The 25780-nt window shown below is 62.4% G+C and carries 27 protein-coding genes; 15 read left to right on the forward strand and 12 right to left on the reverse strand.

All coding sequences use genetic code 11. The annotated features are described in order from the left end of the window. Positions 1–213 precede the first annotated feature (213 nt). The 10 genes from MTX21_RS02785 to MTX21_RS02830 all read left to right on the forward strand — a co-directional run bounded on the left by MTX21_RS02785 (position 214) and on the right by MTX21_RS02830 (position 8396). A complete protein-coding gene (locus tag MTX21_RS02785) occupies positions 214–1869 on the forward strand; it encodes a GspE/PulE family protein (RefSeq protein WP_280970950.1) in 1656 nt (551 codons plus the stop codon). Positions 1870–1877: 8 nt separating this feature from the next. Next, positions 1878–3089, forward strand: coding sequence for a type II secretion system F family protein (locus tag MTX21_RS02790; RefSeq protein WP_280970411.1), 1212 nt, complete (start codon positions 1878–1880; stop codon positions 3087–3089). A gap of 75 nt (positions 3090–3164) precedes the next feature. After that, a complete protein-coding gene (gene gspG, locus MTX21_RS02795) occupies positions 3165–3623 on the forward strand; it encodes a type II secretion system major pseudopilin GspG (RefSeq protein ID WP_280970412.1) in 459 nt (152 codons plus the stop codon). Continuing rightward, on the forward strand, positions 3616–4080 hold the full coding sequence (locus MTX21_RS02800) for a prepilin-type N-terminal cleavage/methylation domain-containing protein (RefSeq protein WP_280970413.1): 465 nt from the start codon (positions 3616–3618) through the stop codon (positions 4078–4080). Before gspG ends, MTX21_RS02800 begins: the two co-directional genes overlap by 8 nt. Beyond that, on the forward strand, positions 4052–4462 hold the full coding sequence (locus MTX21_RS02805; protein WP_348637472.1) for a type II secretion system protein: 411 nt from the start codon (positions 4052–4054) through the stop codon (positions 4460–4462). Before MTX21_RS02800 ends, MTX21_RS02805 begins: the two co-directional genes overlap by 29 nt. A gap of 164 nt (positions 4463–4626) precedes the next feature. Beyond that, a complete protein-coding gene (locus tag MTX21_RS02810) occupies positions 4627–5184 on the forward strand; it encodes a general secretion pathway protein GspJ (RefSeq protein WP_280970414.1) in 558 nt (185 codons plus the stop codon). A 59-nt stretch (positions 5185–5243) separates the two neighbouring features. Then, positions 5244–6122 carry a type II secretion system minor pseudopilin GspK gene (locus MTX21_RS02815; RefSeq protein WP_348637473.1) on the forward strand — a complete coding sequence of 293 codons (879 nt, stop codon included), beginning with the start codon at positions 5244–5246 and terminating at the stop codon, positions 6120–6122. Next, positions 6119–7186 (forward strand): PilN domain-containing protein, encoded by a 1068-nt coding sequence (locus MTX21_RS02820; protein ID WP_280970416.1) that lies wholly within the window; start codon positions 6119–6121, stop codon positions 7184–7186. Before MTX21_RS02815 ends, MTX21_RS02820 begins: the two co-directional genes overlap by 4 nt. Beyond that, on the forward strand, positions 7183–7737 hold the full coding sequence (gene gspM / locus MTX21_RS02825) for a type II secretion system protein GspM (RefSeq protein ID WP_280970417.1): 555 nt from the start codon (positions 7183–7185) through the stop codon (positions 7735–7737). Before MTX21_RS02820 ends, gspM begins: the two co-directional genes overlap by 4 nt. Continuing rightward, positions 7734–8396 carry a general secretion pathway protein GspN gene (locus MTX21_RS02830; RefSeq protein ID WP_280971356.1) on the forward strand — a complete coding sequence of 221 codons (663 nt, stop codon included), beginning with the start codon at positions 7734–7736 and terminating at the stop codon, positions 8394–8396. The genes gspM and MTX21_RS02830 overlap by 4 nt, the downstream gene beginning before the upstream one ends. 18 nt (positions 8397–8414) lie before the next feature. Here the strand turns inward: MTX21_RS02830 and MTX21_RS02835 are convergent, their stop codons facing one another. From MTX21_RS02835 to MTX21_RS02855, 5 genes are read right to left on the reverse strand one after another with little or no spacing between them, the layout of a single operon-like run. Further along, a complete protein-coding gene (locus tag MTX21_RS02835; RefSeq protein ID WP_280970419.1) occupies positions 8415–8900 on the reverse strand; it encodes an A24 family peptidase in 486 nt (161 codons plus the stop codon). Positions 8901–8946: 46 nt separating this feature from the next. Beyond that, positions 8947–9561 (reverse strand): HupE/UreJ family protein, encoded by a 615-nt coding sequence (locus MTX21_RS02840; protein ID WP_280970420.1) that lies wholly within the window; start codon positions 9559–9561, stop codon positions 8947–8949. Next, entirely contained in the window at positions 9558–10163 is a 606-nt protein-coding gene (locus MTX21_RS02845) for a HupE/UreJ family protein (RefSeq protein ID WP_280970952.1), read from the reverse strand. The genes MTX21_RS02840 and MTX21_RS02845 overlap by 4 nt, the downstream gene beginning before the upstream one ends. Before the next feature lie 17 nt (positions 10164–10180). Further along, positions 10181–11158: a HupE/UreJ family protein gene (locus MTX21_RS02850; RefSeq protein ID WP_280970421.1), complete on the reverse strand. Its 978-nt coding sequence runs from the start codon at positions 11156–11158 to the stop codon at positions 10181–10183. Further along, on the reverse strand, positions 11155–11952 hold the full coding sequence (locus tag MTX21_RS02855; RefSeq protein ID WP_280970422.1) for a peptidylprolyl isomerase: 798 nt from the start codon (positions 11950–11952) through the stop codon (positions 11155–11157). The genes MTX21_RS02850 and MTX21_RS02855 overlap by 4 nt, the downstream gene beginning before the upstream one ends. Before the next feature lie 382 nt (positions 11953–12334). Here MTX21_RS02855 and MTX21_RS02860 point away from each other — a divergent pair, with 382 nt between their 5' ends. From MTX21_RS02860 to MTX21_RS02870, 3 genes are all read left to right on the forward strand, one after another. After that, positions 12335–14317, forward strand: a complete 1983-nt coding sequence (locus tag MTX21_RS02860) for a hypothetical protein (protein ID WP_280970423.1) — start codon at positions 12335–12337, stop codon at positions 14315–14317. A 146-nt stretch (positions 14318–14463) separates the two neighbouring features. Next, entirely contained in the window at positions 14464–14754 is a 291-nt protein-coding gene (locus MTX21_RS02865; RefSeq protein WP_280970424.1) for a hypothetical protein, read from the forward strand. Between the two features lie 115 nt (positions 14755–14869). Next, complete coding sequence (locus MTX21_RS02870; protein WP_280970425.1) at positions 14870–15493, forward strand: putative 2OG-Fe(II) oxygenase; 624 nt, start codon at positions 14870–14872, stop codon at positions 15491–15493. 25 nt (positions 15494–15518) lie between these two features. Here the strand turns inward: MTX21_RS02870 and MTX21_RS02875 are convergent, their stop codons facing one another. Beyond that, positions 15519–17765, reverse strand: coding sequence for a spermidine synthase (locus MTX21_RS02875; protein ID WP_280971357.1), 2247 nt, complete (start codon positions 17763–17765; stop codon positions 15519–15521). Between the two features lie 1056 nt (positions 17766–18821). Here MTX21_RS02875 and MTX21_RS02880 point away from each other — a divergent pair. Further along, entirely contained in the window at positions 18822–20849 is a 2028-nt protein-coding gene (locus MTX21_RS02880) for a TonB-dependent receptor (protein WP_280970427.1), read from the forward strand. A gap of 481 nt (positions 20850–21330) precedes the next feature. Here the strand turns inward: MTX21_RS02880 and MTX21_RS02885 are convergent, their stop codons facing one another. The 5 genes from MTX21_RS02885 to MTX21_RS02905 all read right to left on the reverse strand — a co-directional run bounded on the left by MTX21_RS02885 (position 21331) and on the right by MTX21_RS02905 (position 23667). Then, positions 21331–21549: a hypothetical protein gene (locus tag MTX21_RS02885; RefSeq protein ID WP_280970428.1), complete on the reverse strand. Its 219-nt coding sequence runs from the start codon at positions 21547–21549 to the stop codon at positions 21331–21333. A 49-nt stretch (positions 21550–21598) separates the two neighbouring features. Continuing rightward, the gene (locus tag MTX21_RS02890; protein ID WP_280970429.1) at positions 21599–22228 is read right to left on the reverse strand and encodes a DUF1326 domain-containing protein; all 630 of its coding nucleotides are present in this window, start codon (positions 22226–22228) and stop codon (positions 21599–21601) included. Between the two features lie 294 nt (positions 22229–22522). Further along, entirely contained in the window at positions 22523–22717 is a 195-nt protein-coding gene (locus MTX21_RS02895) for a redoxin domain-containing protein (protein WP_280971404.1), read from the reverse strand. Positions 22718–22746: 29 nt separating this feature from the next. Beyond that, positions 22747–23244 carry a hypothetical protein gene (locus tag MTX21_RS02900; RefSeq protein WP_280970430.1) on the reverse strand — a complete coding sequence of 166 codons (498 nt, stop codon included), beginning with the start codon at positions 23242–23244 and terminating at the stop codon, positions 22747–22749. Between the two features lie 165 nt (positions 23245–23409). After that, the gene (locus tag MTX21_RS02905; protein ID WP_280970431.1) at positions 23410–23667 is read right to left on the reverse strand and encodes a hypothetical protein; all 258 of its coding nucleotides are present in this window, start codon (positions 23665–23667) and stop codon (positions 23410–23412) included. Positions 23668–23961: 294 nt separating this feature from the next. Here MTX21_RS02905 and MTX21_RS02910 point away from each other — a divergent pair, with 294 nt between their 5' ends. After that, entirely contained in the window at positions 23962–24336 is a 375-nt protein-coding gene (locus tag MTX21_RS02910; protein ID WP_280970432.1) for a hypothetical protein, read from the forward strand. A 4-nt stretch (positions 24337–24340) separates the two neighbouring features. Here MTX21_RS02910 and MTX21_RS02915 read toward each other — a convergent pair whose 3' ends face one another. Continuing rightward, the gene (locus MTX21_RS02915) at positions 24341–25621 is read right to left on the reverse strand and encodes a polysaccharide deacetylase family protein (protein WP_280970433.1); all 1281 of its coding nucleotides are present in this window, start codon (positions 25619–25621) and stop codon (positions 24341–24343) included. Positions 25622–25780 lie beyond the last annotated feature (159 nt).

Consider the following 25780-nt stretch of genomic DNA (forward strand, 5'->3'; position numbering starts at 1 on the left):
AAGGCGCCGCCCAGATCATCGGTCATCCTTAGCGATCAATTATGACAGTTATGTTTTGCGAGCCGAGACGCTCCGCATTTGTGGGCGAGTGCGCCTGCCGCGTGGATACATCGAGCGACGTTCGTACAGTCGTCATATTTCGGATCGATAACGACGTCCGGTCTAGCTGCAAGATGCCAACGGCGTCACGCGCAGGCGCAACCGGATCATGTCATGAGCGGTACATCGTCTTCGCAATTCATCGAGCATCTTCGGCTGATCTTCCCGGGACATCCGGAGAAGGGCGCGGCTATTGGCGAGCGGCCGGCCAGAGCCTGGGAATCGTTCGACATACCGGCCGACACATTCGCGGACGAGGCTGCTCGATTTTGCGGTCTGATGCGAATTGGTCTGCGGGAGATGTTGGCGGCCGCCTCTGCGACCGACGAGTTTTCGCAACGTTTCCTTCGGGAGGTTCTCGCTTTTCCCTGCCGTCTGGCGGACGACACGCCCGTTTTTGCGATGGCGGACCCGACCGATCATGCGGCCAGAAGAGCGGCGGAGCTCGTGCTCGGAGCCCGGACAACCTTCAAGGTGGCGTCGGTCGAAGATCTGGCCATCGTTCTCGACCAAAAGCTTGGTCACTCCGAGGATGGCGAGCAGCCTGCCGCTCAGGACCTGCGCGATGACGATATCGAGAGCCTGCGCGACCTGGCCAGCGGCGCGCCGGTCGTGCGCGCGGTCACCGATCTGATCGAAAAAGCCGTTGAGATGCGCGCCAGCGACATCCACATCGAGCCATTCTCGACCGGTCTTGCGGTTCGGCTCCGGATCGACGGACTGCTCCGTGCCATCCAGCCGCCGGCGGGCGTACTTCCCCAGGCGGTCATTTCCCGCATCAAGATCATCGCCGGATTGAATATTGCCGAGCGGCGTCTGCCGCAGGACGGAGCGGCGCGGATCCGGGCTGGCCGAACCGAGATCGACGTGCGTGTCGCGATCATGCCGACCCAGCACGGCGAGTCCGCGGTTCTGCGCATTCTGCCAAAGGATCGCTCGCAGCTCGTCGCGAGCCGGCTGGGTCTTTCCGAGCGGGACGATGCCATCCTGCGCCGCTTGATTACATTACCTTACGGCATGATCGTCGTCACCGGTCCGACGGGAAGCGGCAAGACGACAACGCTTGCCACGATCCTGTCGATGCTGAACGTACCCGAGCGGAAGATCCTGACCGTTGAGGACCCGGTCGAATACGAAATTCCCGGCATCAATCAGTCCCAGATCAAGCCGGCGATCGGGCTTACCTTCGCAAGCGCACTGCGCTCCTTTGTTCGGCAGGATCCCGACGTGATCATGGTCGGCGAAATCCGCGATTCCGAGACGGCTCATGTGGCCGTCCATGCGGCGCTTACAGGCCATCTCGTGCTCACGACACTGCATACGGAGACGGCCGCGGCGGCTGTGCCGCGGTTGCTGGATCTCGGTGTGGAAGGCTACTTGCTGCGTTCCACGCTACGCGCCGTCGTCGCGCAGCGGTTGGTCCGGCAACTCTGCGAGCATTGCAAGGTGCCGACGCGTTTCCGCCCGGACGAAGAGACCCGGGATACCAGGCTCGATCACCTCGGGCTCCGAAGCGGAGAGACCTTATGGCAGCAGCGGGGTTGCGAACGATGCGGCCAGAGCGGCTATCGCGGCCGGGTCGGGATCTTTGAGCTGCTCGAGCTCAGCAGCGGTCTCCGAGAACTCATCGGGGAGCAAGCCGATGGTCTGGCAATCGATCGTCTGGCGATCCGCGAGGGGATGACGACGATGCTTGACGATGGGGTCGCGAAATGCCGCGCGGGCATCACCACGCCAGCCGAAATCCTCCGTGTGATTGCCGCGCGCTGAGTAGGATCATGCCGAGTTTCCGCTATCGCGCCTTGACCCAGTCGGGAGAGATCGTCGTAGGCTCTCTGGTCGCGCCGACGCGAGCGGAGGTCGAGCGCCGGATTTCCTACTTGCAGCTCCTGCCGATCGAGGCCGTGGAGGAGGCCCGATCGGCTCCGGCGCTGCGCGGCGGATTTGGACTGAACCGCCCGTCCCGCGCGGAGATCACGACCTTCACACGGGATCTTGCGCTGCTGTTGAAGGCAGGAGCGCGTCTTGACGACGCTCTTGAACTGCTGTCGAGCGATTCCGACGTCGGTCGGCTGCGTCCGGTGGTCGGGCGATTGAGGATGGCCGTGCTCGGTGGCGAGAGTTTTGCCGATGCGGTGGCTGCCCAACCCGAACTGTTTCCTTCGATGTATGGGGCACTCATGCGCGTAGGCGAGGCGTCCGGTACGCTCGACCACGTCCTTGAGGTGCTGGCTGGCGAGCGCGAGCGCTCCGAGGCGACCCGGCGAAAGCTCGCCGATGCGATGCAATATCCGACCTTCGTTCTGCTCGCGGCGATCGGCGTCATGCTGTTCTTCATTCTGGTGGTGTTGCCGCAATTTTCATCGGTGCTTCGCGATTTCGGCGGGCGGGCCGACACGGCACTCGGCTTCTTCATGGACGTCTCTGACGTGATGCGGGCCAACGGCGCATTGATTTCGATCTCGTGTGCGGTCGTGCTGGCTTGCGGATGGTGGCTCCTGCGGCAGGCCAAGGTGCGCGCTTCGCTCGTCGCGGGACTTGCGAGACTACCCGGAATCGGCGGCATCTTCATCTTCTATCGCACGAGCCTGTTTTGCCGGAATCTGGGATTGTTGCTCGGCTGCGGCGTAAACCTCACGACGACGCAGCGCATTCTCGTTGATGTCATGTCCGTGACCTCGTCGTCCGCGCCCTGGGTCGAAGCGGCTGATCGCGTTCGGCAGGGCGGCAAGCTGTCCCAAGCGCTGGCGGCGTCGAACGTTCTCCCTCCTATGGCGGTGCGCATGCTGCGACTTGGCGAGGAAACCGGACAATTGCCGGCGCTGGCCGGCCGGATCGCGGAATTCTACGAGGCCAAGCTGCAGCGCAGTCTGGATCGTGTTTTGGGAATCGTCGGGCCCGTCGCCATCCTGACGATCAGCGTCGTCGTCGGAGGCCTGATCGTCTCGGTCATGACGGCATTGCTCTCAGTCACGCAGCTCGTCGGCTGACGGAGCGAAAGGAGGATCGGTATGACAGCGAGGAACCAATCGAGGCTGGGTCGCCCTGCATGGGGATCGAGATTGATGCAGCGCCATTCGATGGCGGCCCGCGATGGCGAGCGCGGCTTCACGCTGGTCGAGATGCTGGTCGTGATCACCATCATCGGTCTGATCATGGGGCTGATCGGGCCAAGGGTCCTCAACTATCTCGGCGAGTCCAAGGTCAAGACGGCGAAGATCCAGCTACAGAGCTTCTCGAGTGCGCTCGACCTGTTCTATCTGGATGTCGGCCGCTATCCCTCGACATCCGAAGGATTGGGTGCGCTGGCGAGCCGTCCTGCCGGCATCACGGCTTGGAACGGCCCGTATCTGAAAGGCGGGGCTCTGCCCACCGATCCATGGAATACGCCCTATGTGTATCGTTCCCCCGGCGAGCACGGACCTTATGACATCCTGTCCTATGGAGCCGATGGTCAGGAGGGAGGTAGCGGCACGGCTGCCGACATCTCGCTCGCCACGCAGAGAAGCGCCCGCAATGAGTGACGACGGTCAGCGCGGCTTTACGCTGCTGGAGATGGTTTGCGTGCTCGCGATCCTCGCGATGCTCGTAACCGTGCTGTTGCCGTCGGTGCCGCGGCAGACCTCGAAGGCAAGGCTGCAGGCTTATGCCCTTGAGGCGGCTTCTATCCTGAAGGCGGACCGCGCTGTGTCGCTCCGCAGCGGCGTGAGAGTGGATACCGAGATCGATACATCGGGCCGGTCGATCCGTTCGGGCGCCGGATCCGCCGCGGTCCGGGTGCCGGACGACGTCGCTTTCGAGGCGGTCCTGCCGCGCAACTGCAACCAGCGCCCAGTGTTCTCGACGATCAGCTTTTTTCCGGATGGTCTATCCTGCGGCGGAGCGATTGCAATCGCGCGGGCAGACCTGCGTCTCGAGATCAGGATCAACTGGCTGACCGGGAGGGTCGACATTGTCTCTCGTTCGCTCGCCAATGGTTGAAGAGGGTGAAGCCGGCTTCACTTTGATTGAGGTGCTGATCGCACTGGCCGTGGTCAGCCTGTCGCTGGCGGCCATCGGCGCGGTCGTGGCGTCGAATATGCGGGCCGTCCGAAAGATCGAGGAAAAGGTCACCCTGATCGAAGATGCGAACGCATCCCTTGTGACTGCAATTCCCGATCGTAGCCGGCTTGTGCCAGGTGCCGCGAGTGGTGAGTCAGCTTCCGGACGGTGGATCATGCGGGTCGCGCCACTCGGCTCGGGCTGGGATCTTGCCGCCGGCCAGGCGGGCTGGATACCCGAGTTGGTGGAGTTGCGAGTCCGCTCCGCCTCAGGAGCAAGCGTCGACGTGCGGACGGTACGACTTGCGCGGACAGCTCGCTGATGTGCTCGGCATCCACTCATCGGGACGACCAGGCCGGCTTCACTCTGATCGAAGCACTGGCCGCGCTGATCGTCGCCGGGGTCGTCCTGTCCGCGCTCGCAACGATCACTTCGCAATGGCTGCCGTCGTGGAATCGCGGTGTCGATCGCGCCCAGCGGGCGGAGATGCTGGGCCTGGCACTGCGCAGAATCGCCGACGATCTCTCGGCCGCCGAATTTGTTCCGGCCAATCGTGAACAGAAGCAACCGCTTTTTGAGGGACGAGAGCTGATCGTCACCTTCGTGCGCAAGGCAATTGGACCGAATGCCGGGCGCGGGCTGGATATCGTACAGATTGGCGAGATGGCCAATGGACGCGATCTTGGGCTCGTGCGGGCCAGAACAAGCTTCGCACCCTTGCTCGTAGGTGTGTCGATGTCCGAATCGCTGCATCTTTCCGATCGTGTGATGCTGCTTGCGTCTCCGTTCCGCCTGTCGTTCGCCTATGCGGATCGGACGCTCACCTGGAAACCGGATTGGCGCGATGCGGACCGGCTGCCTTCTGCCGTTCGGCTGACTGTTCACGACAACAGTCGAGGAGGCGTACCGGTGATGTCGACCGTGGCGCACATCCATGTCGACGCGCCGGCAGTGGGCTGCGACGAGGGCAAGAACGACTGCAGCGAGTCCGGACAGGACCAGCCGAAGACGCCGAATGTCGCTTCTAGCGGAGCGAAGGACTGATGTCGCTATCGATGAGGTATCCGCCACGTCAGGAAGATGCTCGGGATGGATTTATCCTGGTGGCGGCGCTGTGGATTCTGGCGGCGCTGGCGGCGCTCGTCGTGATCTTTTCCCAGCATCTTTCGAGCTCGGCACGCGTGCTGCGCATTGGCGATGAGGCCTTGCAGGCAGACGCGCTTGTCACTGCAGGTGTCGAGCTCGCGGCTTATCAATTGCTCCTGGCCAAGGCGGAGGAGCGCCCGAAGCAGGGCGGATTTCGAGTTCGGCTGGGCGATGACGAGGTTGCGGTCTCGTTCGTGACGGAAGCGGCCCGGATCGATCTCAATGCTGCGCCGAAGGAGATGATTGCCAACTTGTTTGCGACGCTCGGCGCCGATGGCGAGGCGGCGAATGACTACGCGGAACGCGTGGTGGCTTGGCGCACGAAGCCTGCAGACAAGGCGGCTGAGCAGGCGGAAGAGGCACTCTATGCTTCCGCCGGGCGCAATTACGGGCCGAGGCTCGCGCCCTTTGCCCATGTCGAAGAGCTCCCACTCGTGCTCGGTCCGCCGCCCTGGTTGGTCGATCGGGCCATGCCATTCGTCACGGTGTTCAATGGGTCAGCCGGGATAGACGTCTTGACCGCCGCGCCTGAAGTGATCGCCGCGCTGCCGGGAATGACGCCGTTGATCCTGAAGGATTTCCTCGCATCGCGGAATTCATTGTCGGCGGATATTTCGGCAGTCGCGCAGGCTCTGGGGCCAGCGGGTAGCACTGCGACAACGGCCAAGAGCAGGGCCTGGAGACTGCATATCTCCGTGAGCGGGGCGACCGGCTGGCGCCGTGGCTCGGTGGCGGTGATCGCGCCGGGTGAAGGGGATTTGCCTTATCGGGTTTTATCGCAAGAGGACGAGGGTCCGCAAACAAGGAACGCGCGCGTTGCGCGTCGGGCGTCATGAAGCTTGCAACCGACATCGAGGCGGGACTTGCCGCCTGGAGTGCGACGGTGGCCGCGGCGATCGAACAGATGGCGGATCGGTTGCAACGGCGTCGCCAGATCAGCGCCCGCCACAACGGTGCGGACACGCTGACGCTGCGAGTCGCGCAGCAATCCAGAGGCAAACCGCCGCTGCCCGATGTTGAAGTTCGGCTGGCCGACGATCGCGCCTTACCGGCCGACTGGATTGGCGTTCTGCGCGGCTGCGCAATGGACATTCATCTTGCCCTCCACGAGGTTCTGGTTCGACAGCTCGACTTTCCCAAACAGGCAGAACCATTTCTGGATGGCATGGTCCGCTCCCAGATCGATCGCCTGACACCTTGGACCGCCGATCAGGCCTTCTTTGGCTTGAGCGCGCCGCAGTCGGCGCCTAACGAACGCATTGGTCTCATTTTGGCGGCAGTACCGCGCGCCGCCGTCGTACCGCTGGTTCAGTTCGCCGATCGCGCCGGAGCAGCCGCCGTCGCGATCAATGCCGACGACGGATCGGGCTCGCGGTCAATCATGCTGTTCAAGGCCGGTCTTCGCTCGGCAATTGCCGGTGGACGAGATCTTGCTAAGCTGCTGAAGTTCGTTCTCCTTGGTGTTGCGGCCACAACCGCTGTGACTCTGGTCGCGACGATGTTGCTCGGTACTGTCGTGGACGGGGAATTGCAGGACCTGCGCGCCGCGATTGCACGCCAGCGCGCGGCCTTGAGGCTCAGCCCGAACGGGGGCGCGTCCACAGCCGAAACGTTGCTCGCCCGGCGCAAGCAAACGACGCCAGCGAACGTCCTGGTGCTCGATCATCTTTCCAAGCTCCTGCCCGACGGGACCTACGTCACGGATCTGCGTATCGAGGGTGATCGGTTGCAATTGGCAGGATTGACTCAGGACGCGCCGACGCTGATCCGGCTGATTGAGCAGTCACCTCAGTTCAGTCGAGCTACATTCTATGCGCCGACGACCAGATCACCGAACGAGCCTGGCGAGCGCTTTCATATCGAGGCTCACGTGAATGCCTATTTCGGGGAAGGGGCATGAACGGGTCTGCGCTCCTTCGAAAGGTCTTTCTATCGTCTCCTGCTTTGGCTGCCTCGCTCTATGGGCTTGTCGTCATTGCTTTGCTGTGGCTGATCGCAAATTCGCTCGTCGATCTGCTTGCCCGATATGACCAGCGCAATAGCGCTGCCGATATGTTGGCTCAGTTCGAGGGGCGACCGGTGCGGGGCGAACGTCGCGGCAAGAACAACTCGGCGGCGCCGCAAGGTTCGGCGTTTCTTGATGGAAAGACAGTCACGGTCGCCGGCGCTGCACTGGTGCAGCGGGTGGCGGAAGCCACGACCAAGGTCGGCGGCAATGTGCTCTCGACTCAGGTCGAGCTACAATCGAAGGCCGGGTTCGTCAGTGTGGTGGCAAGTTGCGAGATCGAACAGCCGGCCGTGCAGCAGCTCCTCTACGACCTGGAGGCGGGTCTTCCGTTCCTGTTCGTCGATCAGCTCGTGGTGCAGGCCCCCTTGGCTGTCGCGACCACAGGGGAAGGAAAGCTGCGCGTGATGTTGACCGTTTCGGGCCAATGGCAAGGATCCAAATGATGCATCGCCTTGTGGTCATCGGCTGGGGCGTCGCCGTCCTGAGCATGGCAGGTCTCTCGGCCGGTGCGGCAATTGCGCCTGCGACAAGCGACGAGGCGATGGACGCGAGTTCGATTGCATCGCGGGAGAGCCCGTTGGGGGTGGAAAAGCCCGAACGCCCTTCGTTGACCGCTAGCCCGGCGCCGGCATCGAATGAGCCTGCAGCAAAGAGCGCCAATCCATTGTGGGGCATTCCACTGGCCTCCCTGTCGGCGACGCGCGATCGTCCGATCTTCTCGGCCTCGCGACGGCCGCCTGCTCCGGTGGTGGCGCCGGTTGCGACCGTGCGCCCGCCGCCGCCGCGTCCGAAGGAGCCGGAGAAACCGCGCCTCTTGCTGGTTGGGACGGTCATTGGAGAGAGTGAGAGCTTCGGTATCTTCGTCGAGCGGTCCAGCAAAGTATCGCTGCGGTTGCGCCTTGGCGAAGAGCGTGACGGCTGGGTGCTGCGCGCGGTGCAGGGCCGCGAAGTTGTCCTCGAGAAGGATGCTCAGACGGCGATCATCTCGATGCCCCAGCCCGGAAAGGCGAGCGAGGGAGAGGTTCGGATGGCGCCCGCGACCGCCGAGCGCGACGGCTACGACAATAGGGCAAACTCGACGAGGAGCCGGCCGCCGCTATGAGTCTCGACCAAAGACTGTCTAAAGCTGCATCCCATAGCCGTTCGCCTGCAGCGCGAGTACGACCAGTAGACCTGCGGCCAGGAAAGGCCCGAACGGAATCGACGTTCTTGCCGTGACGGCACCCCCGACAACCGGCAGGGAGAGGCAGACGGCCAGCGCCGTGGAGGTCGCCGCCAATAGCAGAACCGGCATGTCCGGGAGCCCGGTCCAGATCGTCGCAGCAGCGAGAAACTTGATATCACCAAGCCCAAGCCCTTGCATGCCGCGCCACCGGAAATAGAGGTGCCTTAGAAGCAGGAGCAGACCTCCGGTCAGCAGGCCCTGGGATGCTGCGATCAGGGCCGTCGAGTGGCCGTCGATGACGAGCACCCGCGCAAGCCCGAGCGCCGCGATCAAGCCGTTGATCCAGTCCGGGATGATGCCGTAGCGAAGGTCGGTCCAGATTAGCCATCCGCACGCGAGCAGGAGCAGCGTGTAACAGGAGATCGTGACCAGGTTGTTCATTCTCGGCTTGTCACGAACCATGCCGGTGTCATGAGATGCAGCTCGTTCACGAAGCGAGCGAGAGGCCGGCCATCATCAGCCCCACGGCGGCGATCCAGCCCCCGAGCGCCCGGATCGCGATCCCGCGCCAGACCATAGGAGATTCGGCTTGCCGAAACGCGACTGTGAGGGCCATGACGAGTGTTATCGCGGCATACCCGATGCAGCCCAGCCCGGCCGCAAACAAGAAGCGATCGGTCTCAGGCGCGAGGTCGCTGGCATTTGCCGCTCCGCGGATGACAGCCAGGGCGAACGCCATGGCGCACAGCAGAAGGGTGGGAATACGCAGTGCCGCTGCAAGCAGCAGCCCGACCAGCAGCGTCATTCCAGCGTTTAGGGCTGAGCCTGCCGACAAGGCGCCAATGGCGTGGGCAGACAGCAGCCCAATCAGCAGTCCCAACGGGAATACCACCATAATCCAGCGGCCTCTTCCGGCTCCGAGCGATCCTGCCAGGACGCCAAGCGAGAACCACAAGACAAGATCTTGAAGGTCAGTTAGGGGATGGAGAGCTCCTGCGTAGAAATCGCCGAGCCGAGAAGAGACGATATGAGCACTCGCTGGCTGAATGCCTGCGACCAGCAGGCCAGCGGCGATGGACATCCGTCGGGTCGGAGCGCTCATGCCAGCGCTCCGATGCTGTGCGCAAGGAAATAGCCACCGAGGATGGCGATGACCACGCCAAGGCCCTGGATGAGGCGTTCTCCCGCAGACCATCGGGTCAATGCACCGATGAGGATTCCGCACAAGTGGAGCAGCCCGGTCGCGACGACGAAGCCGAGACCGTAAGCCAGAGGATTCGCCGAGGTCGGAAGCTCGGCTCCATGCGCGTGACCGTGAAAAATCGCAAAGACAGCTACGATAATAGCCGCCACAGCGAAGGGCAGGCGCAATCTCAGTGCTACCGCCGCGCCAAGCACCAGCGCGGACATAGCGATGACCGCCTCCGGTACAGGCAACGGCACCTTCAGGACACCAAGCACCCCGCCAAGCGCCATCACCAGCGGGAATGTGATTGGCAGCACCCAGATCGCCGGCGCGCCGAGTTGCGCACCCCAAATTCCGACCGCGACCATCGCGATGAGATGGTCGACGCCGGTCAGGGGATGTAGCAATCCCTGCACCAAACCACCACCAACTCCCGCCTGCTCATGCGCAAACGCAGGCTGCGCCAGGGCCAGGATTGCGATAGCTGTCAGAGCATTGATGGTGTGTCGCGTGGACATCGTTTTCCATTGTGTTTTCATGGGAGCGCCAGAACGCGGACCAGCCGGCCAAAGAACCAGAACATGGAGATGGAGCCGATTGCATAGGCCGGGAGTGCTTCGCCCCAGCGCGGCAGGCCCGCGTTGAGCCGTCGATGCGCCCAGATCAGGGAGAGCACCAGCAGCACGAACAGGAGCTGTCCGATCTCGACGCCGACGTTGAAGAAGAGGAGGGCCCTGGGGAGCAGGCGAGGCTCGAGCCCAAGTCCAGCGAGAGCGCTGGCGAATCCGATGCCGTGAACGAGTCCGAAGGTAAAGGCCACGGCCCAGGGATAACGGGCGGTCAGCCCGGGATCGCCGCGCTGCTGTTTGACGATTTCGACGCCAACGAACACGATGCTGAGCGCAATGCAGGCATTGAGAGGCCGTTCCGGGATGCCAATTAGCCCGAACGCCGCCGCCGCAAGGGAGACGCTGTGCCCGAGCGTGAAAGCCGTGATGGTCTGCACCAATTTCCATCCGCCACCGACGATCCAGATCAGTCCGAGCACGAACAGCAGATGGTCCGCCCCAAGCAGGATATGGTCGATGCCGTAATTGACGTAGGTCCTGGCGAGTTCGATCCACGTCTGTAGCGTCGGAGCGGCCGTGCCCAGGACAGACACCACGGGATTGGCGGTCGATATCGTGTAACTGCGGGGCTCGCCGCTCAAGGGAAGGATCTTGATCAAGACGGCCGACATGTCGGCGCCGAGGTTGGTGATGGTGATCGGGCCGACCAACCCTTTCTCGCCGCAGTTCATCTCGGGCAGTCGCAGGAAGCAGTGGGGTGGTACCCGCAGGTCCACACGTGCGGCGCCGATCGACGGCTCCATGGTCCAGAGGCCGATGAATGCTCCGGGCCGGACCTCACGGAATTCGAGCACGCCGAGCGTAGCCTCATGCGCCTGGACATAACGAGGCAGGGCGAGCGCGACGAGAAGAAGCAAGATCGCCTGGCAGGCTCGGATCATCATTGCTCGTATCGCACCTTGTAATTGGCCTTGAGCCGGCCAACCGCCTCCCAGGCCTGCTTGCGCGTTTCTTCGGTGTGCCAGGTCCGTGCGGCCTCTTCGCGCACATCGTCGAAATTGGCGAGCTTGCCGGGGTGGCGGGAATCGAGCCGAGCGACATGCCAGCCGTCTTTCGACTGCAGAATGCCCCACTGTCCCTCCGGCATCGCTAGAAGCCCATCGCGGAAATTTTCGCCAAAGGAGGCGGCAAGGCTTACGACCGGACGTCCCAGTATGGCCCGGGTCTGCTTTCGCAATTCCTCGGATTCGTGTTGGCCCAGTATGTCGTCGAGCTGCTTCTGCGCGGTCGCCCGGTCCGTCGCTGGTGTCAGATAAAATCCCACGCGCTCCTGTTCGTCGAACCGCGCGTGGTTGGCGGCAAACCAGGCGCGGAGCTGCTCTTCGGTCGGTTGTGGAACGCGGACCTGATCGAATATCAGCAATTGCAGCTTGAATGCGACGCGGTCTCTGATCATGTCATCGCCCTTGTCGACACCAAGCGCCTTGCCTTCACGATAGAGAATCTCGCTGGCGACCCAGCTCTCGATCATCTTGTTGAGCTCCGCGTCGGATGGGACGCGCGCTTTGTCCTCGTCGAAATTGTCTATGAAGGACTGGCGCAGGGCTTTGGTCACGGTGATGACCTTGTCGTCCTTGGCCGGTGGATGCAGGGCGGCGTCGGCGCCGAAAATCAACGATCCCAGCAGGGCAAAGTGTAGGAGCGGCTCTCGTGTCAGTGAGCTGATGACGTCGGGCAAGCTTAGTGATCGTCTCACCGAACGTCCTTCGATCGGACTGTCAGATCGATCGGACGGAGTGTTTCCAAGAATCTGTGTGGCGTTTGGCATCGCTGGCGTTGACATATTTCCTTCACATCTCTGACAGCCGCAACGGCGCGCAGCGGCTTATGCAGCGAAGCTCGCACGTTGTCACGCGCAAATCGCGCGAGCTCGTCGAGATAGACTGTAGACGTGAAGATCAGTTGGTGGATTTCTCAGGCGGAGGTACACGCGGAAACAAAACCTTCACGGAACTGTCTCCGAGTTCTGTTTTGGTTGCGCCACTGCAAAATCCGCACATCTTGGCTGCGGCGATTTGTTTTGAATTCCTGACTCGCACAAATCATCAAGGGGCGACTACATGGCTTCGTCTACGAAGAAAATCCTGCTGACGGCAGCGTCGGTCTCGTTGGCTTTGACGCACACGGCGCATGCCGATGACCGCGGCGAAGGGTTCGGACATCGGGGAAATCCTTACGTCGCCGGTGACATGCACAACCACAATACGTGCACCGATGGGTCCGTAGCGGCCGGCTATTCGATTGATCGCGCTGTTGCTACCGGCGTTGCGGCGGCGGGTGGCAATAATTTCGATCTCGACTGGTTCACGCTCGGCAATCACGGCGGCTCGGGCAATCGCGATTGCCGCTTCAGTGATACCAGCGCCAATATTCCGGGTGAGACCACGACGACCTGGAGCGACACGCTCGGCAAGACCATCGACGGCATTACGATCACCAGCCTGAAGGGCACGCCCAACGGCACCGGCACCAGTGCTGCAATGTGGCGCTGGCAGTCGATCCGTGAAGTTGAGTATCCAATCATCGTTGACCGCACCGCGATGTATAACAAGGTGCTGGTGGAAGGCCTCGAGTGGATTGTTCCCGGCCACGAACACACGGACGTCGCCGTCATTGCCGGGCAGAACCCGCGCGGCTACGGCAATGCCGACAAGATGGCTGAGTTCGAATATCGTTTCGATCGGGCCGATACCGATGCGATCGGCCCTGTCGATGTCGGCAACAGTCCGCTCTGGCCGGGCAAGGACAACGTGAACAATTCCGGCACCGCCGGTCACGGCAAGGCCCTTACGGGAATTCAGTGGCTGCAGGCAAATCACCCGCTGCAATCCTATGCAATCCCGACGCATACCGAGCGTCAGGGGCCGTTCAGCGCGTCGTCCAGCAAGGGCTACAACATCGAGCATTTCCGTGATTTCAACAATGCCGGTCCGACCGTGGCGTTCGGCATCGAATCTCCGGGCCACATGGCGCAGGGCACCATCACGGGTGGTTCGGGCTCTTATGAATCCAACGCGGTCGGCGGCGGCACCTACGGAATGTCCGGCGTTTACACCGCAAAGGTTGGTGGCCTGTGGGACGGCCTGCTCGGAGAGGGGCGCAACTTCTTCATGTATGTGAGCTCCGACTGGCACAATCGCGGTGCGGGCGGCGCGCGTGACTCGTTCACGACCTCCGACTTCATCCCCGGCGAATATACCAAGCTCTACGTTCCCAACCGCGAGCGCTTCAGTGCGCAGTCGATCGTCGACGGCATGCGTTCGGGCAATTCCTACTCGGTCAATGCCGACATCATTGGCCCGGATCTCGTGTTCCGCGCCAAGGCCCGCGGCGAAGATTGGAAGACGATGGGTGAAACGCTGGTCGTGAGACCCGGCGAGAGGATTACGCTCGAGATGGAGATGACCCTCCCGGCGAAGAACAACAGCCCGTACAGCTTCAACAACCCCCTCTTGCAGCAGGTTGGCATCAACCAGCCCCTCAACAAGCCGTATCTCGACCACGTTGACCTGATCACCGGGCAGATCACCGGGGTGATCCAGCCGGGCGCGCCGGGCTATGCCGTTCCGAACGCCGCCGGCGTGGCGGGTGCTTCGATCGTCTACAACCAGACGACCGTCATCGCTCAGCAAATTCCGACCAAGGACATGCATAGCGACAGAGAACGGAACGGTGCGACGCGTTACCGGTTCCGCACGACGTTCGTTGCAAGCGACAAGCCGATGTACATCCGTGCACGCGGCACGAACATTCCTGCTGCGACGCCGAATGTGACCGACACGCACGGCAATCCTCTGATCGACCTGACCAATGCCCAGGTTAGCTGCACGGATGCCGCCTGTCCTGCTCATCTTCAGACGGTCAACGGCGTGAAGAAGGTGACCTACGACGTTCAGGCCTATTCGAACGTCTGGTTCTATGCGAACCCGATCTTCATCCGGCCGGAAGGTACGCCGAAGCTTCTGGTGGAAAAGAATGCGGAGCTCGCCGAACGGCTGGCCAGCCGCCGCGCTGATAACGACCACGATCACGGCCACGATTAATCGCGGGTGGCGCGAACTGTAGACGGTTCTGGCGGGGGCCTCGCGGTGCCCCGCCAGAAAGTTTTCGACGAGACTCCTAATGCGATCCCTGCCCAAGCCTGATCAGATCCATGTTGTCGGGATTTAGTCGCCGAGCGTTCGTCCTTTTGCTCGGGCTTTCGGGCCTGGCATCGGGCACCCCAGCCCGCGCCGAGCCCGATCGCGAAGAGTGCGAACTTGCCGTGAAGGAAGCTTCCGCATTGGCCGCTGCTCTGCCGGCAGACAATCTGTCGCGATATTTTGCCGAGCGCGATCTCCATCAGGCCATGGTGGAGGCGGGGAATGGCGAATTCGATGATTGCCTCGAAATGGCGGCGCGTGCGGTTGAAGAGACCAGGGAGAGGCGGCACGAACTGCCGCCCGGTGAGAAGCTGAAAGTCCTCAGAGCCGACGAGTAGCCGCTGTCCGCGCGAGCGAGTTTTTTTGGCGCGCGAGAGATCTCGTCTTTTGTCATCGCCATGTCATGTCCGGCAAATTATCGTCCGGCCATCTTTCAGCACGTTGGATCACGATATGGATCAGATCGAGGCTCTTTTTCCGATTCCGCTCATGCGCTCGCCGGGGCTCTTGAATCCCACGCTCAACGAAGCCGCCGTGGTGGCGATCCGCAATGCCCGTATCGAGGCCAATCTGCGATCCGACCAACTGTTCCACACCGAGGTGGCAGATCCGGGTAACAACAAACTCTTCCGGGAGATCGCGAACGTCGCGATCCCGAAGCTGGAAGAATTCGGCGTCCTGCTTTTCGGCGAAAAGCTCCGTTGGACGGTCAAGGAGATGTGGACCAACATGCTGGAGTCCGGAGGTAGCCAGACGCTGCATTCACATGCCAACAGCTTCATCTCGGGAATCTTTTACCTGACCCCGTCGCATCCGGCGTGCAAGACGGTCTTCGTGCGCCCGCCGGGCGGATTCGAATTCTCGTTTCGGCATCATACCAAGAGCGCCGCGGTCGGTCCCTTCAACGCCGGCAAATACGTGCTGCCGGAGGCCGAACCGGGAGATCTCGTACTGTTCCCGAGCTACGTCTATCATGAGGTGCCCAGGAATCAGGGACCGCAACGCATGACGATCGCCTTCAACGCAATGCCTGATCATCTCGATTGCTGGGGCTATCGGATCAGCTTCGCGCCCTAGGAGCCGCCGACCTGCGCGGCATCCGTCATCGTCCGAATTCGCGGATGAGCAGGTCCTTGGCATCCGTACGCAAGGGCGCGGCTTCGTCGATCGAGCGCAGGAGGCGCGCGGCGGCCGCGTGGTCGGACGCCATCAACGACTTTGCCATACCGATCAGAGGTGCGTAAGCCGGTTCGAACTCGGGACTGAGACGAATCGCGTCGAGCAATCCCGGAGCCGCGGCGGCGATCAGGGCTGCACCGCGGGGATCACCGGGTAACGCCGCGCCCGCTTCGATGAAGCGATTTCGCGCCTGCCAGTAGGCGGTCAGTCGGTCGCTCCAGATCTCATGCTCGGGCGCATCCAACAGTTCTGCTGCCTGGGGCCGAATGGAACGAATTACGGAGAGTAAGAGCGACCAGGGCGGTGCCGACAACGCACGAACGTTTCGCTGCGCGTCGAATGCGACGAAGGGATAGTCGTCCGTGTTGCGCGTCCCCTCTCCGGCGAATGCAGCCAGAGCGCGTCGACCCCCAACAAATTGGCCAAGCAGATCGAGCGGCGTCTCGAATCCGAGGGGGCGAACGGCGGGGCGGACGCGGGGATCGAGCAGGCGGGACGCGAGCGCGCGCGAATCGACGCGGCCTCCGTTGCGGGGGCCGATCAGCGCCAGCATGGGCGTGCGGACGCTATAGTGGTTGAGCCATGCCGAGCCGTCGGGATAGACCTCAAGAAATGCCCGAATGATTGCGCGCAGGGACGGCAGATCAAGCTGGTAGAGCGGCAACCACTGGCAGAAGATGCCGCCGGGCGCCAATCGCTGCTTGATGGCTGCGAAATGCTCGACGGTGTAGAGCGACCCGCTTCCGTCGAGGGCCGGATGAAAGAGATCGGCGACAATCACGTCGTAGCTGTCGGAGTCGGCGGCCACGAACCGGCGTGCATCTGCGACGGTCAACCGAGGCGGTTCACCGGTGACTGCTGGATTGGCAAACCAGGGCAGCAGGTCGATGACCTCGCGCGACAGTTCGACCCCATGCACGTTGGTGCCAGGCATCTGCGCGCCCCCGACCACCGTCGCACCGGTCCCGATGCCTAGAAACAACGCCTTGTGCGGCCGCTCATGCAGCAGCAGCGGCAGCATGGCTTGGCGATAGTCGGAGCGGACGGAGCTCGTGCCTCCCATGCGGAAGCGACCATTGACTTCCAGATAGCGAGCACCCGTTGCATCATCCACGACGCTTGCGGTCGCCATAGGCCCTTCTCTGAGAGCGAGCAGCTTGCCCCCAGGAGGTATCTTGACGAGCGTTGGCGCAGGCCGAAGCAGCAGGACGAGAGCGATGCACGCTGGTATCGCTGACTGCAGCGCCGCAGCGCGCCTGAACGGGAGCAGGAGCAGGTAACCCAACGCGATCGGGATGAGCGAGGTCCAGGCGCCGAATGCTGGGATGAGGATTTGTGCCGTCGTTAGCGGAGCGATCGAGGCGCCTATGCTGTTGATGCCCACCGCCCAGCCGAGCGACCCGCGGCGGTCGCGCACTTGCTGGGCAAGGTGGCCGAACAGCGCCCCCATCGCGGTCGCCGGCAACAGGAACAACGCGATCGCGACCGCCAGCTCGCCAGCGATGCCAGCTTCGACAGCGGTCTCGGCAATTCCTGCAATGAAGGACGTGAGTACGGCGGTGATCAGGCAAGCGAGCGCCGCCGCGGCGAGTAGCCAGGCGAGGCTTCCGTCTCCGGCATTGCGCCCGGCCCGCTGCCAGAGGAGGCCTCCAGCCGCGGTGCCAAGCAAATAAGCCGCCAGAAGACCGGCGAATGTATACACCGTGTCCTGCATGACCTGTGCGGCAAGCCGGACCACAAGGACTTCGAACGCGATTCCGAGCAGACCGGTCGCGAACAGGGTAAAGCTGAGCCGCAAGCCGCCGAAGCCGTGTCGTATCGAGTCTTCGGTTTTGATCGTGCCGCGACCGGAGGTCGATCCGATCATCACTGCCGCGAGGGCGCACAGCCCATTCATTCCGGCAAGGCAGATCAGCGTGCCTGAAAATCCAAGCGAGGGAATCAGGAGAAAAGCGCAGGCGAGGGTACCGGCCACGGCACCAGCGGTATTTGCGCCGTAGACACCGGCGCTGACCTTTGCATCGCTGCGAGCTTCGCGGGTCATTCGCTCCAGTGCCGCGAGGGTCCCGCCCATGGCGACGGTTGCGGGCATGAGCGTGAGGGTCGGGAGTGCGAAGCTCGCCGCCCAGAGCAGCGCCGGCGCCGGCGTGGTGCCGAGCAAGGGAGCCATGACGCGGCCTGCAGCGGGAAGGAGCCAGATCGCGGTCAAGCCCCAGAGGCCGATCACGGCCTCGAGGATCGCATAGACATATCGCGGCGAAGATGCGCGACGGATCAAGCCGTCGAGGGCAAAGGCGCCAAGCGCGAGCCCGGAAAAAAAGCCGGCAATCGCTCCGAGAACCGCCATCATCTCGGTGCCGAGCGCGAGGCTGAGCTGGCGCGTCCACACGATCTCGTAGCCAAGGCCGGCAAATCCGGACGTCGCGACGATGGCTATCAGCGTCCAATCACGATCGGTCCGTAGGTCAGACCGCGAGGCAGATGTCTCATTGATGCCAGTCGTGATGGTAAAGTCACGTCTTGAGTGCCGCGCGTCGACATTCGCGTCGGATTGCATGCCGTCGTCCCTGGTTTACTGCGTGCGGCCGCTGACCTCGCGTCCATCTCACTCGGGGAGAAGAGGATGCAAGCGAGTGGATGAATGTCCTGCGATTATTGTCCGGCCAAGATGCCGGCGGCGATCGCATCAAAGCACCCGTTCGATCGCAGATTATTTCATCGATAATGACGGCCATTTGACAGCCGAGACAATGATCCCCAGATTGCCGATCGGTATGATGTTCATGAGCCGACATCATACTGTCGCGTCGGCTCGGTAGGAGCCCCATGACAGCGACCAGAAAACTCCGAACGGGCCTCAGAGCCGAGCCGGGCAGACGTGGCGCTTTGCAAGCTTCGTAGGGGTAAGGGCGTGTCCGGCGGTTGGCGTCAGTTGTCGTTCGCAGCGATCCTGGTTCTCGCAGTTCAACAGTCGGCTTGGGCCCAGTCGCAGTCCGCCTCCGAGACATCGGGCCCGGACGTCACGGGGGCCACGAAGCCGACAATCCTGCCACCAATCGCGGTCGAAGCGCCGAGCAAGCCCGTCAGGGTCAACCGGTCTTCCAGGCGCATCGTCAGGGCCGACGCGCGATCATTTCGACAACGAACCGCATCCGATCGAGAGCCCGCGCCGGTTGCCGGGTCCGGCGCACCCAACGCAGGCTCCGGCCCTGTCTCGCCGCCGAGCATGGCGAGTCAGATCACGGTGACCGGTGATACCATCAATGCGCGTCCCGTGGCGCGTCCCGGGGAAGTCCTCGAGGCCGTTCCTGGCCTGATCGTGACGCAGCATTCGGGCGAAGGCAAAGCCAACCAATATTTCTTGCGCGGCTATAATTTGGATCACGGCACCGACATGGCGATCTATGTCGACGACGTGCCGGTCAATATGCGCACCCATGCGCATGGCCAGGGCTACGCGGACCTCAATTGGCTGATGCCGGAAACGATCAACGCACTCGACGTACGCAAGGGGCCCTACTTCGCGGACGAGGGCGATTTCAGCTCTGTCGGCAATCTGCACATTTCCCTGATCGATCGCGTCGAGAACAGCTTAGCGCAGGTCACTCTTGGCAGCTTCGGCTACAGGCGACTGTTCAGCATGAGCTCGAGCAAGGTCGGCGATGGAACGCTGCTCGTTGCAGGCGAAGCCGGGACTTACAACGGCCCGTGGGATAGTCCCGACGACACGCGCAAGCTGAATGGTCTGGTGCGCTATACCCAGGGAACGGCGCTGGATGGCCTGTCGATCACCGGCATGGCCTACACCAATCGCTGGAATTCGACCGATCAGATCCCGTTGCGCGCAATCACGTCCGGCGAGATCGGCCGGTTTGGGGCAATCGATCCGACCGATGGAGGCAACACCGATCGCTTCGCGCTCTCGGCGCGTATCGCGGGCACCGATGATACGGGATCGTGGAAGGCGAATGCCTTCGCTGTGAAGAGCACGCTCGACCTCTTCAACAACTTCACTTATTTCCTCGACAATCCCGAATTCGGCGATCAGTTTCACCAGCGCGATGACCGCGTCATGGCCGGCGCCAATGCGTCGCGGACCGTCAACGGCTCATTCGCAGGCCGGCCAATGGAGACGACTTTCGGAATCCAAACCCGCTATGATGCCATTGGTCTCGCGCTGACGGACACCTACCAGCGCAGCTTCCTGTCGAACGTTCGCAGCGACCGGGTCGGAGAAGGTAGCGTTGGCATCTACGCCCAGAACACGGTCCGCTGGACCGACTGGCTGCGCACCACGCTCGGCTGGCGCGGCGATTACTACGACGCTCACGTCACCTCGGTGTTCGACAGCAACAACTCTGGCCACGTCAACGCGGGGATCGGCAGTCCCAAATTCACCATGGTGCTCGGTCCGTTCAACAGAACCGAATTTTTCCTGGGCGCAGGCCTCGGTATGCACAGCAATGATGCGCGCGGTGCGACGATCACGGAAGCACCGGGCGATTCCGACACGAAGCTCTCTACTTCGCCTTTGCTGGTGCGAACCAGGGGAGCAGAGGTCGGGGTCCGCACCAAAATCATCTCAAATCTCGAGTCCTCGCTCAGCCTGTTCCTGCTTGACCAGGACTCCGAGATCGTCTTCAGCGGCGATGCCGGCGACACCTCAGCAAGCCGCCCAAGCCGGCGCTATGGCGTGGAATGGACCAACCATTTCCGGCCCCGTTCGTGGATCGAGTTCGACGCCGATCTCGCGATGACCCATGCCAGGTTCATCGGATATGACAGCGAGCAGGCCGCCGTTTACGATTCGCTTTTAGGATATCCTCTAGCCCAGATCGGCAATGCGCCGGGCAACTACATTCCCAATGCCCCCGCGGTCGTCGCGTCGGCAGGTGTGACGCTCGGCGATAGAACCGGCTGGTTTGGCGCGCTTCGCTGGCGCTATCTGGGATCAACTCCGCTGACCGAAGACAATGCGTTCCGCTCCCAGCCGATCAGCGTGGTCAACGGACGCATCGGCTACCGGACGGACAATGGCTGGCGCGTGCAACTCGATGTGCTCAACCTGTTCAATGCCAGAACAAGCCAGATATCTTATGCCTATGGATCACTGATCAAGTCCGACAGCTACTTCAATCTCTGCTATCCCGTGCAAACCGCTCCGGCCGCGGTATGCCAAAATGGGGTGATGGATTCCGTCATCCACCCGGTCGATCCGCTCGCAATCAGGCTGACGGCCGCTGGGAGCTTTTGAGCTGGTCTAAGTCGTGCTTTGGCGAGATCGACGTCGCGTTTGGCCTTTGCCTGTGGTTTCTTCCGGAACGCATGCCGCACGTGAACAACATCGCCGATCGTGGTCAGGTAGATGATCGGGTAGGCGGATCCGGTAAGCGCCGGACGCCTGACTCGCAGCACTTTTCTGGGACACCTGCAGAACGTTCGGTCTGAAAGGCATTGCCGTGCTTTCAGCTCGTCGGCGCGGACGAAAATCGATCGAGGAACAGTGAGGTCGAATTGCACTTGCAATGTTGCTGCTGGCAATTCGAACTTCTTCACTGCGGCAAGGACACCAGCAGCGAAAAGCCACTCCAGGCGAGGAGATAACCGGCCGCAAACCCGCCGGTCGCGGCGAACGGATTGCCCTGCGTTTTCCCCCCGTTGACCCAAGCGGGCGTACATGAGGATCATGGGCGCTGCCGAGGGCGCCATCATTCCGACCATCATCACCGCCCACATCAAGAACACATATGCGAACTCGATCGCTCGCCATGGCTGGTTGGCCGGCAGCATGATTCCGATCCCATGCCGAACCCGGTCATGTCCATCCCGCCCATGTCCATGTCGTTGGCGAGCCAGAGCACATAGTTCCGTGCCAGCAGGACAATGATGCCGATCGCGCCGCCGATGACCCAGCGATCGCGGCGCAGCACGGTTTCCAGTATGCTGTCGGTCATTTGCGATTGACGTTGCCGGCCTTGTCACAGGCCAGCATCAGGAGTTGCATCAAGCCTGGTTCGACCAGCGGATCGGCGCATAGAGGCCGTTCTTGCCGGAATTATCCCAGCTCATGCCATGATCGCTGAACGTATTGCCGGAGGCGCCGACTGCCAACGCCATCTTGTCGGGGCTAACCGGATGGCCGATGTTCGCCCACATTTCCCCGCTCGGATGCATGGTGGGCAATGGATCGACGGACATGTGCAGAATGCCCGGGATTTCCGCGGACCGCGTCTTGCCGTCGATCCGGAATGTGATCGGAACCTTGCGCACGCCCAGATTCTTGCTGATCAGCGGTGTGAACGCAGCCATCGGACCACCGGCCGCGCCGGTGAAGATCGCGGCCAAAGCCTCGGTCTGCTCATCGTTGGCGCGCTGATCGATATAGGCGGCCACCGACCAATCTCCGTCTGCCATGACCCCAGGTGCGTGGAGGATGACCAGGACATTGAGCCCGTCGAGCGTGATATCGCCGTAGCGGCCGCTTTCGACGTGGAAGATCAGTGGTACGTTGCAGAAGCCCTCGGTCGGGCGCGAGGTCAATGGGGGCGCTGCCGATACGAGGCAGGGACACACGATGCTGCAACTGCAATTCTCGAAGTAGTCACCGGAAAGGTGCCATTGGATGTCCGCCATCGCTCTCTCCCGCTAGGCCGAACCCGATAGATTGTCTTCGAACGAGCTACGTGTGGTTGAAATTATGTCGCGCGGGACGGTATCGCAAGCCGATACCGTATCGATCCGCCGAGGACGGCGAGATGGACGACGTTGTTGGTAGGAAATGCACTTAAACTCCTTGCCCGTCTCCGCAAGTCATTGAAATCGCAGCAAATACGACCTCCTTCCGAGCGCGCCAATGGCAATAAGCTATTGATACGAAAAGTATTCTCGCGATGTCTCTCGCGTTGTAGCTGCAATCAGCTCTAGCATCTAATTCGCGCAAATCTTCGCTGTTTGATTTTGCGCCTTGGTCTTCTGATCGTCGCTGCCTATGACCAGCACAGAGACGCCGCGTTTCTCGAACTCGTCGAGCTTGGACTCAAGATCCTTTAGCTGGCTCTTGCAGATGGGGCAGTGGAGGCCGCGATAGAAGACGAGCGTGAGGTTCGTCGGCTTCTGGTGCAGGCATTGTCAGGTCTGACCAAATCGGATGCCTAGTGCGATCGCGCACTGCGACCGCTATTCCACCGAAGGGCTTCCAATGGGACATGCCTGAACGCTTCAGCCAATCGCTGTCGCCACGGCTGCCTCACCATCGAAAGCCGCCCCTCGAGATGGGCCACTTTCTCGCGCGCCGCCACGGTTTCAATGTTGGCCTTCAGCAGTTCGGCCAGCAGCTTGTTCGTGCGGTCGCACTCTCGCTCGAAGTCGCTCCGGTGACCGCCGGCAACGGTCTTCATCTCCGCGAGATCGGCCTGCAACGTCGCAATATGTTCCTTCAGGGCGGTGACCAGGTCGTGACCGGGCGGCGTTTGGGACGCTCGCGTGACAGGAGAATGGTTGATCTCGGTGAGGTCGACCTGCACCAAGGTCTTACCATCATTCGAGCGGGAGCGGGGCAGCCGATGCCGCTTCACCAGTGCTCTGGCCGCCTCCGGCGAAATTTTGAGTCTTTCGCCCAGCTCTGCGTAAGTCAGCATCTCGACGGGCATGATGGTCGCTTCCGGCTGGCCGGGCGGTCACCACCCGGACATGGCAAACGATAGCGCCCCCGAGTTAACGGGCGGTTTACTACGCTTGCGGGGACGCAACGAGCCGACAATCTCGCTCGATCCCAGCGACCGGGCAAACCAGCCGTTCACGGTGAGCGGGCCGCTTCAGCCATATTCCTCGCCGATCCCGTATTCCCGGTAGATCTCCAGCGGATCGAGGTCGGGGAATAGCCGGCACTTGGCCTGGGCGAGGTGCAGGCTCACCGTCGCCGGCTCCTTGCCGTTCGACAGCATTTTGCGGATGTCGTCCATATGCGCGCGCGGCTGGTGCTTTGCCTCGAGCTGCTCCAGCGCGACCAGCGCGGTCGCGAGCGCCTCGGTAAGGACCCATTCGTCGTGGCCCGTGATTCCCTTCTTCGGCATCGGCAGACCCCACATGCGGTGGCACCGGCAGTGTATCCCGGCTTGCGCCGAATCTCCATTGAGCCGTTGCTTGCGCGGAATGGGCGCGGACCAGGCGGCCGGCTCTCCGCTCTGTCTCTGTCTTGCTTTATGGCCGAGCGTAGATAAAACGCCGCCCCGGTCTTATCTTTGTTGCAACAAAGTGGGCGTAGACCTGCCCGCGCGGCATTCGGGCCGGCCGTTCCGGCCCCGGACCGACTTCCCCGAAATTCGAGAGCGCGATCCGGTTGCGCCGTCCTTGAGGCTGGAGCCAGCATGGCCTTTCTGAGCATCCTCTACCGCTTCATCACCAACTTCGCGTTTATGGCGGTGGTCTATTTCAGCCTGAACTTCATGGAGAAGTATCCGAACCGGGCGATCCTCGCGATCCTGGTGCTGGTCTATACCGCCATGCGTGCGGCCTCGACGCTGCGCGCCTTCTATTTCTTCCAGAAGATCGAGAAGCTGGAGGCCGAGACCAGGCGCCTGCAGGCCCCGATCAACGACGGCTCGGGCGGAACCTCGACGCGCAAGCAGATCGTGACCGACGTTGCGCGGCTGCGCCGCGACGGCGAGCTGAAGTCCTATATGGACCTGTTCTTCCTGGCGCTGATCGTGCTGCTTTGCGTCGCCAACATCGTGCGGCAGTAGACGCCTACTGCGGCCGCTTCTTCAGGCTGGCAAGGCGCGTCGGACGGGGCGCTGTGCCCTTGGCCTGCGGCGCGCGCTTTGCTGCGGGCGCGGCATGCGCGGTCTGACGGTTGTGCGATGAAGCGGCGGCCTTGCCTTTGTGGCCGCGGGCATTCGCGCGCGCCGCACTGGAGATCTCGGCTGCAGCCATCCGCGTCGCGGCGCGCCGGGACAGTGTCGTCGACAGCAGGACCTCGATCGAGCCCTCCGGGATCGCGAACAGGTCGCGCTCGGGCACGGGCAGGGTGGCGGCGATATTCGCCAGCGCCTTCGTCCGGCGCGGCAGCGACGATTGATCGGACGGCATCGCGTTGAGGTCGGCGAGGCTCGGCGCCGGCAGCGTCCTCGTCTGCGTGAACACGAAATTCGGAACGCTCGGCCAGCGCGCGATCGGCACCGTCTCCGACGGCGGATGCAGCAGCCATTCCACCGGCTCGGTCGGCGTCGCCGGCCGGTCGGCGGTCGCGGGCACCACGTGCACGATGCGATAGCCGCGCGCCTTCAGGTCGCGGATGATTTTTGGCAGCGCCGCAACCGTGCGGGGCTGGATGTCGTGCAGCAGCAAGATGCCCTTGCCCTTGGCCTCGAGCCGCTGCATTGCGAGCTGGTAGACGCGATCGGACGACACGTGCCGCCAGTCGTCGGCCGGGAAGTCGGCGCTCCAGACCTGGATGCCGCGGGAGATCAGGTAGTTCTCGACGCCTTCGGCGCGCAGCAGGCCGGGAATGCGGAAGAACGGTGCCAGCGCGGACGGATCGGTCATCGCGGCCGTGGTCCATTCGATGCCGCCATTGATCTCGGCCTCGGCCTTCTCGATCGGCATCTTCTGAAACGTCAGGGGATGGGTCATGCTGTGGGTGCCGACGGTGTGGCCCGCCGCCACCAGCTTGCGCACGCCTTCCGGGTTGGCCTTGGCCTGGCCGCCGATGATGAAGAAGGTCGCCTTGATGCATTCATCGGCCAGGATCTGCAGTACCTGGTTCGAGTATTTCGGCAGCGGACCGTCGTCGAAGGTCAGGACCACCTCATGATCCTTGAGCGGCAGCGTCTCGCGGTACTGCATGGTGCCGATACGCGGATGCTGGCGCGGATCGACGACCAGGGTGCGGGAGGTGCCGAGCGCGTCCGGGTGGCCGGGACAGTTGGCCGCATAGGCCGCCGGCGAAGCGGCGGTCAGGAAACCCAACACGCCACCAAAGCACACGACCCACGATCGCGTCCGAACAGAAACGCTACTCCCGATCATGAATCCCGTCTGCCTCCATACGCGTTGCGGATGTGTCCAACGTTGGTCGGAGACGGCCCGAAACGGTTCAGGCGCAGGTCCCCTGTCATCATTGCATAGCCTAGCATGAACAGGGGCTTAACAGGCCCATTTTACCCCATTTTGCGCCTGGCGTGACAT

The sequence above is a fragment of the Bradyrhizobium sp. ISRA430 genome, from assembly GCF_029909975.1.
Lineage (GTDB): Bacteria > Pseudomonadota > Alphaproteobacteria > Rhizobiales > Xanthobacteraceae > Bradyrhizobium.